The organism is Gilliamella sp. Nev3-1 (assembly GCF_001690435.1).
Taxonomy (GTDB): Bacteria; Pseudomonadota; Gammaproteobacteria; order Enterobacterales; family Orbaceae; genus Gilliamella; species Gilliamella apicola_C.
This window is the reverse complement of sequence record NZ_LZHN01000088.1, coordinates 13,681-29,593: the sequence shown is the minus strand read 5'-3', so window position 1 is coordinate 29,593 and position 15,913 is coordinate 13,681. Positions and strand designations below refer to the sequence as shown.

Sequence of the window (15,913 nt, the reverse complement as noted above, 5' to 3'; positions counted from 1 at the left end):
AATGGAGTTGTATTATATTTTAACTTGTTTTAGCTTTGGCTTTGATAAGTAATTATTGTTTTAAAGTCTATAATTTTAGTCGTTATTATTACCATTTATTATAAAAGTAGAGAATATTATGCATGTTGTTGCTTCTGATCTAGACGGTACTTTATTAACACCTGAACATAGCTTATCGCCTTATACCAAACAAGTCCTTCAAGCGCTTCGTAAAAAAGGTATCCATTTTGTTTTTGCAACTGGTCGGCACCACATTGATGTTGCCCAAATGCGGGAAAATATGGAAATTGATGCTTTTATGATTACTTCTAACGGTGCGAGAGTGCATGATAGTACGGGCAATTTAGTTTTTAGCCAAAGTATTGAGCCATCGCTTGCTTGTGAAATAGCTAAAATGAGTATGGATGACCCTTTAGTTTATACTCATTTATATCGTGGCGATCATTGGTTAATCAATAAAGAAGATACATTTTCATTAGGATTTTACCAAGACACGCAGTTTACTTATCAGTTATTTAACCCACTTGATTTTGATACTAATGATATTGCTAAAATTTATTTTACTACTACTGATGATGCGCTTTACCCACATTTGCTTCAGTTAAAAAATCGGTTAGAAGCAAAATTCGGTAATAAAATTAGCATTGCCTTTTCAACATTAAATTGCCTTGAAGTAATGGCTGAAAATGTGTCTAAAGGTAGTGCATTGAAAAAGGTTGTTGAAAAACTAGGTTATAGTTTACAAGACAGTATTGCTTTTGGTGATGGCATGAATGACTACGAAATGCTAAAAGCTGCCGGTAAAGGTTGCATAATGCAAAATGGTAGTGCTGAGCTAAAGGCATTGTTACCAAAATTAGAGGTTATTGGATCAAATGCTGAAGAGGCTGTGCCACATTACCTAAGTAAATTATTTTTATAATGATCAGATTCAAAAAATGAATATAATTTTTGATAAAGAACTCAATACATTAGGACTGCGCTGTCCTGAACCGATTATGTTAATCAGGAAAGCAATTCGAGATCTGGCTATCGGGCAAGTCCTTTATGTGATTGCCGATGATTTGGCGACGACCCGTGATGTTCCTAGTTTTTGTCGCCATATGGAGCACCAATTGCTGTCATCACAAATAGAGTCTCAACCTTATCAGTACTGGATTAAAAAATCACATTAGTTAAACAGCTATTTTGATGAAAAATTTTATAAAAAAAGTACGTGAGTTAAGTTAGATCAACTTGTTTTAGGTAAAAACGTAATGTACGCCAATCATTGGCTTGAAGATTATCGGCCATTAACAAAAGTGTACAGTGCTTACCGTCATGTCTGGATTTTAAATTCAGGATAATAACATAGCGGAATATAAGCGGTGTATGCATTAAATACCAGCGCTGTTTATGCCAATAAATTTGATTGATAGTGTGAAATAACACAAATTCACCTTTAATTGTTTTGAAATAACATAGGCTATGCCACCATTGAATTATTAATAAGATTAGAATAATAAAGGTATAAGTATTTAAGGATGTATTAGCAAACATGACTAGACAAAGCATCATAAGTATTGAATAAAACAGAGTTGAAATCATTAATTGTAGCTTGGATATGTTAAGTTTTATGCTCCACATAATGTAAGATGTATTGGGTTAAAATAGAATTATTTCACGATTTCTTTAAAAATTGCTTAAAATAATGCTAAAGATGGGAGATAATGCACACAATTTTAGTGTGTTTTAATGGGTGAGCGATCAATCATTAGCATTTTCTTTTAATGTCAATGTGAAGATCCTTATCGAAAGATAGGTTGAGTAAATTTGGCGCAGAGATAACTCTGATGCCATTATTTTTGCCTTAAAAATTTAGATAGGAAAGATTTGTGATATTAATTAAAGTGTTAAAATTTCTTCTAAAATTATTCATCGGTTTATTTCTTTGTGGCTTGGTTATTGGTATTGCTGGTTATGCTTATTATTCTAAAGACCTTCCGGACGTTACAACATTAAAAGATGTTCGATTACAAACGCCAATGCAAGTATTAAGTAAAGATGGCGAGCTAATCGCTACCTTTGGTGAACGTCGTAGAACCCCATTAAAATATAACGAAATTCCACCAATTGTGGTTAATGCCGTTATAGCAACCGAAGACGCTCGTTTTCATGAACATTTTGGTATCGACCCAATTGGTATTGCTCGAGCGATGTATATTGGTTTAAAACATAAAGGGTTTTCTCAAGGTGGTAGTACAATCACTCAGCAAGTCGCAAAAAACTTTTTCTTAACTCCTGAAAAAAGTATAACCCGTAAAGCTAAAGAAATAATTTTGGCTATTCGTATGGAAAAAGAGTTATCGAAAGAAGAAATCATGGCACTGTACCTTAATATGATTAATTTTGGTTCTAGAGCATATGGTGTTGCAGCGGCATCTTATACATTTTTTGGTAAAACACCAGAACAGTTAACCATTGATGAAGCTGCTCTATTAGCAGGCTTACCAAACGCGCCATCTGCGTTTAACCCTATTTCACACCCTGATCGTGCATTGGCTAGACGTAATTGGGTGTTAGGTCGTATGTTAGATCAATCCTATATCACTCAAGCTGAATATAATGAAGCGATTACAAAGCCTTTAGGAGCAAGTTATCACTCACCACAAATTGAATTTTCTGCTCCTTATGTAGCTGAAATGGCGCGCCAATTTATGTACGATAAGTTTGGTGAAAATGCTTATACGGACGGCTATAAAGTCTATACGACTATCTCGAAAACAGATCAAATAGCGGCTACTGAATCAGTACAAAAACATATTATTGATTATGATATCAGGCATGGTTATCGAGGTGCTGAAAAAGTATTATGGAAGCAAAATGAAACGCCATGGAATTCGGAGCAAATTCAACAAACTCTTGATAAATATATTTGTTATAGCGGTATGTGCCCAGCGGTTGTCATGACTTCATCAGATAAAGAAGCAACGGCCGTATTATCTGATAAAAGTAATATTACTATTACATATCAAAATATGAAATGGGCTCGGCCATTTATTAGTGATACTCGGCAAGGGGCATTTCCTAAAAAGGTGTCTGACACGCTAACAGCTGGACAACTAATTTGGGTGAAAAAATCTGCTGATAATTGGGAGTTAGCACAAATCCCAGCAGTTAATGCAGCTTTAGTATCGCTTGATTCAGATAATGGCGCCATTAAAGCAATTGTAGGCGGTTATGATTTCAATTTAAGTAAATTTAACCGAGCAACACAAGCGCTTCGACAATTAGGTTCGAATATTAAACCGTTTATTTATACTTCAACGTTAGAGCAAGGTTTAACAATGGCTACGCTTCTTAATGACGCACCAATTGTCCGCTCTACAGGTAGTGCTACATGGCGCCCGAAAAACTCGCCACCTAATTATGCTGGTCCATTACGTTTAAGAATAGGGCTAGGTATGTCTAAAAATGTAATGATGGTAAGAGCCTTGCGTGCAGTTGGTATTGATTATGCTGCGACTTATTTAGAGCGTTTTGGATTCCCTAAAGAAAATATTTCACATAATGAATCGTTAGCGTTAGGCTCTGCTTCATTTACACCGTTACAAGTAGCAAGAGCATATTCTGTTATCACTAATGGCGGTTATTTAATTACCCCATACTTAATTGAAAAAATAGAATACAATAATGGATCTGGTACAATTTATCAGCATCAACCGGTGATTGCTTGTCAAAGTTGTAATGATGATGTTGTTACAGAAGAAGTAAAATCAATATCATTAGATAATGTTGAGAATGAATCTGATGGATCTGATAGTGAAGAGCCAGAACAAGCCAACCTTAAATCAGACGATAATATCGTGTTGCCAGATATAAACCTCAATAATAAAACGATTGATGTAACGCCAAAATATGCACCGCATACGGTAAATAGTGGAATCGCATTTATTATGAAAGATGGTCTTCGTTCTATTGTATTCGGTGGTTCAAATTGGCAAGGTACTGCATGGCGTGTAAAAGCATTGGGTAGGAAAGATGTTGGCGGTAAAACAGGAACAACCAATGCATCTAAAGACGTTTGGTTTTCTGGATTTGGCGGCAATATTGTAACGACTGTTTGGATGGGATTTGATGATCACCGGCGTGAGTTAGGGCGAACTTTTCGAGCTGAAGCAGGGGCTGTGACTGCAAATCCTGTATGGGTTGATTATATGAAAGTTGCCCTAAAAGATGTACCAATAAGAGAAGATGTCAAACCAGAGAATGTAATTTCTGTTACTATCGATGAAAAAACAGGATTACTGCCTCAATCTGGCTCTAAAACAATGTCAGAATATTTTATCAAAGGGACTGAACCAACAGGTTATGCTACGCAGGAAGTTGGTACTAGTGTAACAGATTCAGAGGGTAATACTTCAGAGCTTTTCTGATAAAGGATTTAAAATGAATGGTTCAATAAGAATTATTGGCGGAAAATGGCGTGGGCGTAAATTGCCAGTTTTAGACAAACAAGGATTGCGTCCAACCACGGATCGTATCAAAGAAACCCTATATAACTGGTTAATGCCAGTGATACATGATAGTGATTGTTTGGATTGTTTTTCAGGGAGCGGCTCATTAGGATTTGAAGCCGCATCGCGAGGCGCTAAAAGTGTTACCTTGCTTGAAAAAGATAAGCAAGTAGCACAACTACTTAATAAAAACAAACAGCTTATTGATAAAGATACTATCAATGTCTATCATACTGACACCTTACAGTGGTTAAATAAGCCTACTGAAAAACAGTTTGATATTGTATTTATCGATCCACCATTTCATCAAGCATTGGTAGCAAAAACGGTGAGTGCGCTTGGTAATAACAACTGGTTAAAACCATCAGCTTATATTTATATTGAAACAGAAATAGGGCATGATTTAACAGCTTATATTCCAACTAATTGGCATTTGCATCGCGAAAAAACTGCTGGGCAGGTTCACAGTTATCTTTTTATACAAGAAGGCATTTAATGTTTATATTTATTGGTAAAGTATTATATTCGTTTATATGGTTGTTTTTATTATTTAATCTTATTCACCCTTATCCAAAGCCAGCCAATGTGGTCGCCAATGTCGGTTTAATTGCGTTTGCTGTTACTCATGGTTTACAAGCGTTGATGTTAAATTCTACCATGACCAATCAAGAAAAGCAGCAAGACAAATTTAAAGTATTACGTTTGTTCTTATTTGGTATTTTTGAATCACTTAGCTGGAAAGATAAAAAATGAAAGCAAAAATAGTTGCCAAATAAAAAATTTTTTGTATAATGCTCTCCACTTCTTCCGAAGTATTCAAATAAGCGGGAATAGCTCAGTTGGTAGAGCACGACCTTGCCAAGGTCGGGGTCGCGAGTTCGAACCTCGTTTCCCGCTCCAATATAACATCACAGCATTGCAATACTCGCCAAGAAAATGGGTAAATGCCTTCTCTAGAATATAAGTAAAAATCATACCAGAATACATTATAGTACTGAAAATTTAGTACAGATTATAAACAATAGACGGTGAGTTATGCCTTATCTAATATGCAGCTTGCTAAAAAACTGAAAATGACAAATAGCATCTTAAGAAAGGTGTAAGTGTGCTTTATCAATAATCCAAATCGGTGAAGTATAAATATAGGGAACAACATTTATCATAGTATCTTGCACCTCCGATCAGCCGTCAATTAAAGATTAGCGTGCCAGATTATTACGCTTGGTGTAAACGTGAATCAAAATCAAATGGGTTATTTGATAATATCAAAGCGCTCTATTAGCAACATAAAGTACGGTTAAGCTCACCAATCACGGAGATAGGTTATGCGGTGTCAAAAAGAACGGGGAGTCGAGTACGATAAAAGTCATTCAGAAAAGATATTGATTTTATTTAAGTTTTTTGTGGTAACAAATAGTAACATTAATCCTTTTGCAGCAAGACTATTTTATGATGTACAGGCCAATACATTAAGTCTATTGATAAGTATTTGGTTTGTACCACTCCCAAAAAAGCTTATTTTGTCGTCAATTTCTCACTACCTAGTAGCCGAGAAAGTCAATATTGTAACGCAGATTTTAAGCGATTAGTTTTACAGTATGGACTTAGCCAAAGTGTGAGCATGGTTGACAATTGTTAGGATATACCATTGCTGAAATTTTTTTATACGTTAAAAAAACATTATTCATGATGATCACAAAACAAGGAAGAAGCCAATAAAGCCCTATTTACATATATTGAAACCGATTATAAGCGGGTTCGCCGACATTGAGCTAATGGCTAGATGTCACCAGCGCAATACCAAAATCAGTATTACCTTAATAACGCATTTATAGCGGCTAGTACAGTCTGATATTTTGGTGAGGATTAGTGATTATTAGGTTAAGTTGATATAAACGCTGATATAAAAGACAGGACAAGCGCCCTATCTTTTATTTATCTATTTATTCTAGTGCTTTACCTTTTGTTTCAGGTATTAAAAAGACAAATGCAGCTGCTGATAATAAGTAAGCCGCTGAAAGTAATGCAAGTGCATAGCTAGTTGAGTATATTTCGGCTAAATAAGCGATAAGCACTTGGGATATTCCCGCGATACCTCGCCCAACATTGAAGATAATATTTTCGGCGCTTGAGCGTGCATCAGTTGGATAATGTTCAGCAAGCAATGCACCGTATCCGCCCATCATGCCATTGACAAAAAAGCCAATGACTGAGCCAAATATGATTAATATCAACATATCCGTTTGATGGAAATAGAACCAAATCGAAACAGCTGAAATGAATAAAAATAGGATATAAGAAGGGCGACGACCAAATTTATCACATAACCAGCCAAAAATTAAGATCCCTAATGACATGCCAATGGTGGTTGAAATGGTCCAAAACATGGTGTTTTTAAACGGTAATTTGAGTTCTGTTGCAATCATATTTGGCATCCAAACCATCAGCCCATAAAAGCCGAAGTTTTGTACAGCACAAGCAATGGTTAATCCTAGTGTTGTTGCTGTGGTTCGTGGAGTTTTAAATAATTTACCTATAGCAATTTGGTTTTTGTTTTGGTTTTTTAGATTTTGCCATATTTCTGGCTCTTTTAATCCATTACGTGTCCATGCAACAAATAGAGCAGGTAGTACCCCTATGGCAAACGCCCAGCGCCAACCATAAACTTCACCAATAAAGTTTACCGTTAGTGCAGCCAAAATGATACCGACTTGAAAGCCTAATGCCACAATTGATGTGGCTCTTGAACGTTTATGTTTAGGCCAGCTTTCAGAAACTAAGGTCATACCAATGCCGAATTCGCCACCAAGTCCAAGTCCACTTAAAAAACGGAATATCAAAAAACATTCATAGTTAGGTGAAATTGCACATAACCCAGTAAAGAGGGAGAATATCAAAATTGTCCATGAAAAGACTTTTACTCGTCCATATTTATCTGCAAGCACCCCAAATAAAATACCACCCAATACTGCGCCAAGTAAGGTTACTGATGTTAAAGTTCCTAAATCTGTTTTTGTTAGGTTAAAACTGACTGAAATTAAGTTAAAGCAGACGGCTAAAATCATCATATCCATGCCATCAAGTGCATAACCTACTGTGGATGCAAAAAGTGTTTTCTTTTGATATGGGGTTGTGTGTTCACTTTCAGCTTGCGTGGTTAAGTCTACGTCAGGTTTCATGTTTACCTCTAGTTATTAAAATAGATAGTTACTTAAAATTTGCGTTTTATGGTGTTTAATTTGTGATTAAACGGCAGGTAAATTATAGCGGGGCAAGTATATACTTAAAACTTATAAAAAGCCAAGTTTAAAGCTTTTAAATTGTATTTTTATCCACCTATTTTATTATCGGTGGATAAGTTATGTTATTCTTCAGTAAAATACCAATAGCCTTTGTTGACAAAATCAAGCATTACTTGAAGTGTATTTTTGTCTTGTATCTGTTGGTAACATAGTGTGTCTGTTTTACAAAGCAGATCAATAATTGGCATAGGTAAATCAATTTTTTCACCATGAATGTAGCCAAACTCACCCACTTTAAGTATACGAATGCTGGGAACCCGATGTAACTGTGCGCCATTTTTTAGTAGTGATTCAAATTCATAATAATCGTATGGCGTTTCAACTGGGATAATATTTAAATCGTGCATTGGTATTGTAATATGCTTACCAAACCAATCATTGAATAATTTGGGTGTTTTGATTAAGTCGATGAGTTGATCTTGTATTTTTGCAAGTTCATAAGGTTGGACTTGGTACGGATCGTTAGGTAGCTTCAAATCCTTATCTTGATAATAAATAGCTGTTGGTAAGTTATCAATGATATAATCGGCAAAGTTACTTAGCAATGTTTGCGATGTTTGCGTTATAAAGCCGACAGAATAACTTAATGATTCACCAATTGATACGCCATTATGTGGACAACCTAGGGGGATGTATAAAATATCACCAGCGGTGATCTCTTCGTCAATGATTGGTTGATAGTCTTCAACATGCAATAATGCTTTGTGTGCACTATATTGCTTATAATTTTGATTGCGATCACCTACTTGCCAACGTCTACGCCCCATACCTTGAATAATAAAGACATCATAATTATCAATGTGTGGTCCAACGCCAGCACCTTTTGTTGCATAAGAAATCATTAAGTCATCAAATTGCCATTGTGGAAGGCATTTAAATGGTTCAATTAAGCGCGCTGCTTGCGTATGCCAATGATCAACGGCTTGAACTAGCAAGCTCCAATGATCTTCACCTAAGTCATCATATTGGGTAAATGGCCCAAATTGCGCGTCCCAGATACCATTTTTATTCGATACGATACGGCTATCTATCTCTTCTTCCATTGCTAGACCTGCTAGTTCATCAGGCGTAATAGGATCAATAAAATTAGCAAACGCTTTACGCAAGATTACAGGCTTTTTTTGCCAATAGTTTGTTAAAAAATCATCCCAATCAATGGCTAATTTATAATTCATTTAATTTTCCTTGCAGATTGAATAATTGACAAAAATTATACGTGGTTTTTTGTGCGATCTGTTCCAATGAAACACCTTTTAACACAGATAAATATTGTGCAACTTCACGAACATAAGCGGGTTGATTTTCTTTTCCTCGGTATGGAACAGGGGCAAGATAAGGGGAGTCAGTTTCGACCAAAATACGATCAAGTGGCACATATTTAGCAACTTCTCGCAGAGCTTCGGCATTTTTAAAGGTGATAATCCCTGAAAATGAAATATAAAAACCAATGTCTAATAGTTGTTTTGCGGTTTCGATGTCTTCTGTGAAGCAGTGTAGTACACCTGAATAGACATGCTCGTCTTTTAATATTTTTAAAGTGTCTTGTTTAGCATTACGGGTATGAACAATAATTGGTTTGCTGAACTTTCGACCTAGTCGAATATGTTCTTTAAATATAGTTTGTTGTAATTCTAGATTGTCTTGTTGGTAATAGTAATCGAGCCCTGTTTCTCCAAGTGCTACAACGTTGTCTTCTTGTGCTAAGATTTCAAATCTTTCTGCATCGTACGTTTCATCATCAAGGTTAAGCGGATGAATTCCACATGAAAACGAGCATTGATTTTTGTAGGGCAAAAGTTGCTTTTTCATCGATTCATAGCCCGATAATGTTGTTGCCACGCTTAAGCAGTGCTTAACATCGTTATTGTTTGCTTCTTGTAAAATATCTTCGATAGATTTAGTACTAAAATCCAAGCTATCCAAATGACAGTGGGAATCAATTAAAAACATAAAGATCTCTTTTTATTTATCAGAAAGTTGTTCAAAATCACGAACGGGTTTTATTGTGGACCAAGAACGGCAAGCTGGGCATAACCAATAAATGGAATTAACTGTAAATCCACACTTTTGGCATCGATAGTTAGGCACTGCTTTTATTTGTTCTCCCACCATGTTGCGTAAAAGTAAAAGACTTTGTTTTGCTTTGCCTTGTTCCGCATCAGCAACATGATAGTCCATTAATCGATAAAATCCTTTTAAATTAGGATGTTTAAGTAATTCACGGTACATATAGTATTGTGCAGCATCTAGACCTTTTTGTTTTTCAATAAGATCGGCAAGCATTAATTCGGCTACATTGCCAGAGTCTTGATCGACACATAACTGTAAAAATTGCTGAAATTCATGTTGGTTATTTAATTTTAAATAGCACTCTTTTAATAAAGGTAATGCTTCGCCAATAAAGGCTTTATCTTGCTGTAATATTTGTTGAAAACAGTTGATAGCTTGCTCTGTTTTATTTTGGATCATAAAAATTCGTCCTTGCATGAGCGAAGTTCGAGCGCATTTTGTGTCAGCGGTTGCTGATTTTTGTAATAAACTATTTGCTTTGTCAAGCTCATCATTAGCAATAGCCAGTGATGCTAATTCGCAGTAAAATTGTGCAATGTCGGTTTTATATTTTTCATTACCAAGTTTGACCAGTTTTGACGCCATGTTAATGGCATTTATCCATTCGCTGGTTGATTGATAGATGATGATAAGTTGTTGCAATGCGTATTGTTGGAAATCCTCTTCATCAATTAATTGCAAAAACATCTCTTCAGCACGATCGTAAAGGCCTGCAACCATATAATCACGACCAAGCTGTTGAATGGCTAATAGTCGTTGTTCAAACGTTAAAGACGAGCTTTCTAATAGCGCTTGGTGAATTCGTATTGCTCTGTCAACTTCTCCTCGTGAGCGAAATAAGTTACCTAACGTTAAATGAGCTTCAAGCGTGCCTTCGTCTTCTTTTAACATGTCCAAGAAAAGATCGACGGCTCTATCTTTTTGGTTAGACAAAAGAAAGTTCAACCCATCTACATATTCACGAGATAGGCGATTAGATTGGTTTAGATGTTTTTGTTTAGCATTTCTGTCACCCATATACCAACCGTATCCAGCCGCAATAGGAAGTAACAGAAATAACAGTTCAAACATAGTAATCTGTTCTTAATGGTTTTTAGTTAAGTTTAATTGTTGATGATTAGCCATGCTTTCATCATATTTTTTTTGTAGCTTGTTCAATTTTCGTTTTGTTGATGAATGCTGTAATTTAGATTTTATAAAGAAAATACCAGTTAAGATCCAACCAACAAGGAAACCAGAACCAAATAAAATGGCTAATAACACCGATAAGCGGATTTCAGTTTTAGCAACCAAATAATTAAATGTGACAATTTGATCATTGGACGAGCCTATCGCAATTGAGATAGCAAAGATGATAATTATTAATAAAATTGAGATAACAAATTTCATAATGTTGACCTTTCTTTTTTATTTTTAGTTAAAACGTTTTTGTTTATTATACCTGTTTATTTATACAAATTGCTTTGGCCAGTTAATCTATCTATCAACTATAGTGACGTTCGAAAATTACCTTTCTACTATATGCCATTTTCTATTACAAAAACAGCAGATTAATGAAATTATCCATGCAATTAATACGCTTGCTATTATATCAATAGGGCTGTGCATTCCTAATAATAATCGGCTGATTTCAATTAATATCGACCAAATAATCATAACCGATGTTATCACATAATGCTGTTTGAATTTCAGTAATAGCAAAGCTAAAAAAGCCCAAGTTACAGCAAATAAAGTATGCCCAGACGGAAATGAAAAACTAGTTTCATTTTGCCAGTGGTAAGATAACCAATTTGGGATTGTAGATGAATTTTTAAATAATTGCTGGATAAACTCTTTTTTTTCTGATGTCGTTTGTGAATAAAATTGTTGTTTATTAATATTAAATTCTTTTTCCATCCAAAGTACATAAGGCCTTGGCTCAGCTGTTTGCAATTTTAAAAAGTGTTTAATTATTTGCCCACTTAATATTGCGCTAACAAGAAGCAACCATAATAATATAATTTTATTTTTGGTTTTACTGGACTGTAATAGGCAAAAGACTAAAAATAAAATTGTCGATGTAATTATTGCCCAAGGAAAGCTTGCTGTTTCAGTTATTAAGAATAAATATTTAGATGTATTATTTAATGATGCTGGTTGCCAATGCCAATTTATGGCTATAATAATTAAAGGTGCAATCAAGAAAATAGCTAGTATGGCTATTGTTTTTTTTATTACTAAACCCATTTATAAACTCAATTAAGTATAATCTTGCTTAATATTTTAGCATAGAAGATAAATTTATTTTTATAAAATATTTTTTATGTTTTACTTAAAACGGAGACAATAATGCAATTAAAACGTGTTGCACAAGCAAAACTGCCAACGCCATGGGGATGTTTTACTATTGTTGGATTTGAAGAAATTGCAACAAAAAAGGATCATGCTGCATTAGTATTTGGTGATATATCCGATGATACACCAGTTCTTACAAGAATTCATTCTGAATGCTTAACTGGCGATGCGCTTTTTAGTTTACGCTGTGATTGTGGTTTTCAGTTAGAGGCAGCTTTAAAACAAATTGCAAAAGAAGGCAAAGGTGTTTTAATTTACCATCGCCAAGAAGGACGTAATATAGGTTTACTAAATAAAATTAGGGCTTATGCGTTACAAGATCAAGGTTTAGATACTGTTGAAGCCAATGAAAAGTTGGGTTTTGCAGCCGATGAACGTGATTTTACTCTATGTGCTGATATGTTGACGTTATTAGGTGTATCTCAGATACGTTTATTAACCAACAATCCAGAAAAAATAAGAGTGCTTGAACAGTCTGGAATTAAAATTACGCAACGTGAGCCATTGGAAGTTGGCGAAAATCCTAATAATGAACACTATTTAGAAACAAAAGCAAGCAAGATGGGGCACTTACTTCATTTGCATCACTGTCATTGTAAACATTAAGTTTTTGGTTAAATAGCGGTCAATTCATTTATGATTGAATGTTTATAAAACAGCAAAAGTTGTTAGAATAAAAAATCTCAAATGTTTTATATTTGAGATTTTTTTACAAAATGTAATATAAGAGCGATTTTAACTTATTGATCTTGTCTGTTTTACCAATAATTTTTTAATGTTAATATCAATCTTTATCACTGCGCAGCACGCCACCATTAGCGATCTGATCTTTTGATATTTCGTGCATGATAATTTGTACGGCTTCTGGCTTGCAGTTGAGGGTTTCAACAATAGCATTAGTGACGCGTTTTGCCATTTCTCTTTTTTGCTCTATTGTACGACCTTCTAAAAAGTCGATAACGACATTTGGCATAGTTTGCTCCTAGTTATTTATTTTAGCTAGTTGTTCATCCGTCAATGCAATTTCATCATTATGACATATGCCAATACCCGATTTTATAATTTGTTCAGCAATGGCTTTGGCTTCATCTAATGAGTGCATTTTATAAGTACCACACTGATATTCGTTTAATTCAGGAATCTGGTTTTGTGATTTTACAGCTAATACTGCATGCATTGATTTTTGCCATGCATCAACAACTAATTCCTCGTTGGGTTTGCCAATTAAGCTCATGTAAAATCCTGTACGGCACCCCATTGGTGAGATGTCGATGATTTCAATTTTATCACTGCTAAGATGCTCACGCATAAATCCTGCAAATAAATGCTCTAATGTATGAATCCCTTTTTCAGGTAAATTATCTTTGTTTGGAATAGTAAAGCGAAGATCAAACACAGTAATGTCATCGCCTTTTGGGGTTATCATTGTTTTTGCAATTCGCACAAAAGGTGCTTTCATTTTTGTATGATCAACTTTAAAACTATCTAATAAAGGCATAATATCCTCCTTGTTTTTTGATACTCGTTATTTTAATCAATCTATTAATTAGCACCAATAAAATTTATATTTATTGAGCAATTAAATTTAGCATTTCCTGCTCGTCAATCACTTTTATTCCCAATTCTTGGGCTTTATTTAGTTTAGATCCAGCGGCTTCTCCAGCAATAACTAGATCGGTGTTTTTTGATACGCTACCTGTTACTTTGGCACCGAGTTGCTTTAATTTGTTTTTGGCTTCATCTCGTGTTAAAACCGATAAAGTACCAGTTAATACTATAGTTTTACCTGAAAAAGGTGAATTAGAGTCAGATTTTTGTTCTTGTAGATTAAGATCTTGCCAGTGAATGCCAATTTCATTGCTGGTTAATTGTTCAATGACATCGCGATTATGCGGTTCTTGGAAAAAGTCTATAATGCTTTCTGCAATAACGGCGCCAATGTCATTTACTGTTTGTAGCTGTTCAAGTGAGGCATTTTCAATTGCGGGTAAACTGCCAAGCTGGTTAACCAGATTCTCGGCTGTAACTTCACCAACATTGGGAATGCCAAGCGCAAAGATGAAGCGGTTTAATGTTGTATTTTTAGATGCTTCTAGTGCATTTAGTAAATTATTAGCAGATTTTTCGCCAACTTTATCTAAGCTACATAGCATTGGCAGTGTTAGTTTATATAAATCTACAGGAGTTTTAACATAATCTTTATCAACTAGTTGCTCGATAAGTTTATCACCCATCCCATCTACGTTCATTGCTCGGCGTGAAACAAAGTGCTTTAAGGCTTCTTTGCGTTGTGCAGGGCAAATTAGACCTCCTGCACAACGTGAAACGGCTTGACCTTCATCTCGAACTATTTGTGAGCCACAAATTGGGCAGTGCGTTGGAAATATGATTTCTTTTGTGTTTTTGGGCCTTCTATCTAATATAACAGCAACAATTTTAGGAATAACATCACCAGCTCGACGTATTGTTACATAGTCGCCTTCACGGATACCTAATCGAGCAATTTCATCACTATTATGTAATGTTGCATTGCTGACAATAACACCCGCCACTGAAACAGGTTTAAGTCTGGCTACGGGAGTAATTGCTCCTGTGCGTCCAACTTGAAAGTCTACTTTGTTTAATTGTGTCACTTCTTCTTGGGCGGGGAATTTAAATGCGGTAGCCCATTTTGGTGCACGAGCAACAAAGCCCAGTTTATTTTGTTGTTCAATGCTATTGACTTTGATGACCACTCCGTCGATATCAAAATCTAATGACATTCGTTGTTCACCAATTTGTTTAAAATAGTCTAAAGCAGCTTGCGCACCTTGACGTTTTTCTACTTTATCACTTACTGGTAATCCCCACGCTTTAAATTGCATTAGGCGATCATAATGAGTGTTAGGTAATGCAACACCTTCGACAATGCCTACACCGTAACAAAAAAATGTCAGTGGCCGTTTAGCGGTGATTTTAGGATCCAATTGTCTTAATGACCCAGCGGCTGCGTTACGTGGATTGGCAAATATCTTTTCATTGCGTTTTTCTGCGTCTGAATTGAGTTTCTCGAATCCTTTGTGTGTCATAAATACTTCACCGCGCACTTCTAATCGAGTTGGGATGTTGTCACCTTTTAAAATTAACGGAATCACTTTTATGGTTTTTACATTTGCGGTGATGTCTTCGCCAGTTGTTCCATCACCTCGTGTTGCAGCTTGTATAAAGTGCCCATTTTCATAAAGTAGGCTGACGGCAAGTCCATCAAGTTTGAGCTCACAACAATATTCAACATGTTCATTGTCATTAAAATGAAGACGATCTTTAACTCGTTTGTTAAATGCAATAAAACCAGTATCATCAAAGACGTTATCAAGTGATAGCATAGGTATTTCATGCTTTATCGATGAAAATTGCTCTAATGGGGTGCCACCAACTCTTTGTGTTGGTGAATCGGGAGTAATAAGAGCTGGATATTGTTGTTCTAAAGTTTGTAGCTGTTTTATTAATTTATCATATTCAACATCGGGAATTTCTGGGGTGTCAAGCACATAATAACAGTACTCATGATGCCTAATTAGGCTTCGTAGCGAGGTCAATTGTTTTGTTATATCTTCAATCGATTCAGTTAAATTTACTGAGTGTTCAGTTTTATTCGATAGGGACATGATAATAGACTCTTAAATTAAAACGTCGGGTTTGGGAATATTATTACAACTTTAATTGAAATAA

Annotated in this window: 17 protein-coding genes and 1 tRNA gene; 8 read left to right on the top strand and 10 right to left on the bottom strand. The window is 35.3% G+C overall.

The window, feature by feature from the left end; all coding sequences use genetic code 11:
- Positions 1-115: 115 nt before the first annotated feature.
- Positions 116-922, top strand: coding sequence for a Cof-type HAD-IIB family hydrolase (locus A9G40_RS13465; protein WP_065583434.1), 807 nt, complete (start codon positions 116-118; stop codon positions 920-922).
- Positions 923-938: 16 nt separating this feature from the next.
- Positions 939-1,175: a sulfurtransferase TusA gene (gene tusA, locus A9G40_RS13460; RefSeq protein ID WP_065566163.1), complete on the top strand. Its 237-nt coding sequence runs from the start codon at positions 939-941 to the stop codon at positions 1,173-1,175.
- Between the two features lie 46 nt (positions 1,176-1,221).
- Here tusA and A9G40_RS13455 read toward each other — a convergent pair whose 3' ends face one another.
- Positions 1,222-1,626 (bottom strand): protein YgfX, encoded by a 405-nt coding sequence (locus tag A9G40_RS13455; RefSeq protein ID WP_081302276.1) that lies wholly within the window; start codon positions 1,624-1,626, stop codon positions 1,222-1,224.
- A gap of 257 nt (positions 1,627-1,883) precedes the next feature.
- Between A9G40_RS13455 and A9G40_RS13450 the strand changes: the two genes are divergently transcribed.
- From A9G40_RS13450 to A9G40_RS15380, 5 genes are all read left to right on the top strand, one after another.
- Positions 1,884-4,415 (top strand): PBP1A family penicillin-binding protein, encoded by a 2,532-nt coding sequence (locus A9G40_RS13450; protein WP_065583492.1) that lies wholly within the window; start codon positions 1,884-1,886, stop codon positions 4,413-4,415.
- Positions 4,416-4,428: 13 nt separating this feature from the next.
- Complete coding sequence (rsmD, locus tag A9G40_RS13445; RefSeq protein WP_065583433.1) at positions 4,429-4,992, top strand: 16S rRNA (guanine(966)-N(2))-methyltransferase RsmD; 564 nt, start codon at positions 4,429-4,431, stop codon at positions 4,990-4,992.
- Positions 4,992-5,249 carry a DUF1145 domain-containing protein gene (locus tag A9G40_RS13440; protein WP_065583432.1) on the top strand — a complete coding sequence of 86 codons (258 nt, stop codon included), beginning with the start codon at positions 4,992-4,994 and terminating at the stop codon, positions 5,247-5,249. Before rsmD ends, A9G40_RS13440 begins: the two co-directional genes overlap by 1 nt.
- Positions 5,250-5,320: 71 nt before the next feature.
- Positions 5,321-5,396 (top strand) — tRNA-Gly (locus A9G40_RS13435).
- A 425-nt stretch (positions 5,397-5,821) separates the two neighbouring features.
- On the top strand, positions 5,822-6,085 hold the full coding sequence (locus tag A9G40_RS15380; protein WP_065583431.1) for a hypothetical protein: 264 nt from the start codon (positions 5,822-5,824) through the stop codon (positions 6,083-6,085).
- A 354-nt stretch (positions 6,086-6,439) separates the two neighbouring features.
- Here the strand turns inward: A9G40_RS15380 and A9G40_RS13425 are convergent, their stop codons facing one another.
- From A9G40_RS13425 to A9G40_RS13400, 6 genes are all read right to left on the bottom strand, one after another.
- A complete protein-coding gene (locus tag A9G40_RS13425) occupies positions 6,440-7,675 on the bottom strand; it encodes an MFS transporter (protein WP_065583430.1) in 1,236 nt (411 codons plus the stop codon).
- Between the two features lie 185 nt (positions 7,676-7,860).
- The gene (locus A9G40_RS13420) at positions 7,861-8,973 is read right to left on the bottom strand and encodes a ribosomal protein uL16 3-hydroxylase (RefSeq protein WP_065583429.1); all 1,113 of its coding nucleotides are present in this window, start codon (positions 8,971-8,973) and stop codon (positions 7,861-7,863) included.
- Positions 8,963-9,748, bottom strand: coding sequence for a YchF/TatD family DNA exonuclease (locus A9G40_RS13415; RefSeq protein WP_065583428.1), 786 nt, complete (start codon positions 9,746-9,748; stop codon positions 8,963-8,965). The genes A9G40_RS13420 and A9G40_RS13415 overlap by 11 nt, the downstream gene beginning before the upstream one ends.
- A 12-nt stretch (positions 9,749-9,760) precedes the next feature.
- Complete coding sequence (gene lapB / locus A9G40_RS13410; protein WP_065583427.1) at positions 9,761-10,939, bottom strand: lipopolysaccharide assembly protein LapB; 1,179 nt, start codon at positions 10,937-10,939, stop codon at positions 9,761-9,763.
- Between the two features lie 12 nt (positions 10,940-10,951).
- A complete protein-coding gene (locus A9G40_RS13405) occupies positions 10,952-11,257 on the bottom strand; it encodes a LapA family protein (protein ID WP_065568144.1) in 306 nt (101 codons plus the stop codon).
- Between the two features lie 117 nt (positions 11,258-11,374).
- The gene (locus A9G40_RS13400) at positions 11,375-12,094 is read right to left on the bottom strand and encodes a phosphatase PAP2 family protein (RefSeq protein WP_081302275.1); all 720 of its coding nucleotides are present in this window, start codon (positions 12,092-12,094) and stop codon (positions 11,375-11,377) included.
- A gap of 102 nt (positions 12,095-12,196) precedes the next feature.
- Here A9G40_RS13400 and ribA point away from each other — a divergent pair, with 102 nt between their 5' ends.
- Complete coding sequence (gene ribA, locus A9G40_RS13395; protein WP_065568142.1) at positions 12,197-12,808, top strand: GTP cyclohydrolase II; 612 nt, start codon at positions 12,197-12,199, stop codon at positions 12,806-12,808.
- Between the two features lie 178 nt (positions 12,809-12,986).
- Here ribA and A9G40_RS13390 read toward each other — a convergent pair whose 3' ends face one another.
- The 3 genes from A9G40_RS13390 to ligA all read right to left on the bottom strand — a co-directional run bounded on the left by A9G40_RS13390 (position 12,987) and on the right by ligA (position 15,801).
- On the bottom strand, positions 12,987-13,175 hold the full coding sequence (locus A9G40_RS13390; protein ID WP_065568141.1) for a 2-hydroxymuconate tautomerase: 189 nt from the start codon (positions 13,173-13,175) through the stop codon (positions 12,987-12,989).
- A 9-nt stretch (positions 13,176-13,184) separates the two neighbouring features.
- A complete protein-coding gene (luxS, locus tag A9G40_RS13385; protein WP_065583426.1) occupies positions 13,185-13,700 on the bottom strand; it encodes an S-ribosylhomocysteine lyase in 516 nt (171 codons plus the stop codon).
- Positions 13,701-13,770: 70 nt separating this feature from the next.
- Positions 13,771-15,801: an NAD-dependent DNA ligase LigA gene (gene ligA / locus A9G40_RS13380; RefSeq protein WP_065583490.1), complete on the bottom strand. Its 2,031-nt coding sequence runs from the start codon at positions 15,799-15,801 to the stop codon at positions 13,771-13,773.
- Between the last annotated feature and the right edge of the window lie 112 nt (positions 15,802-15,913).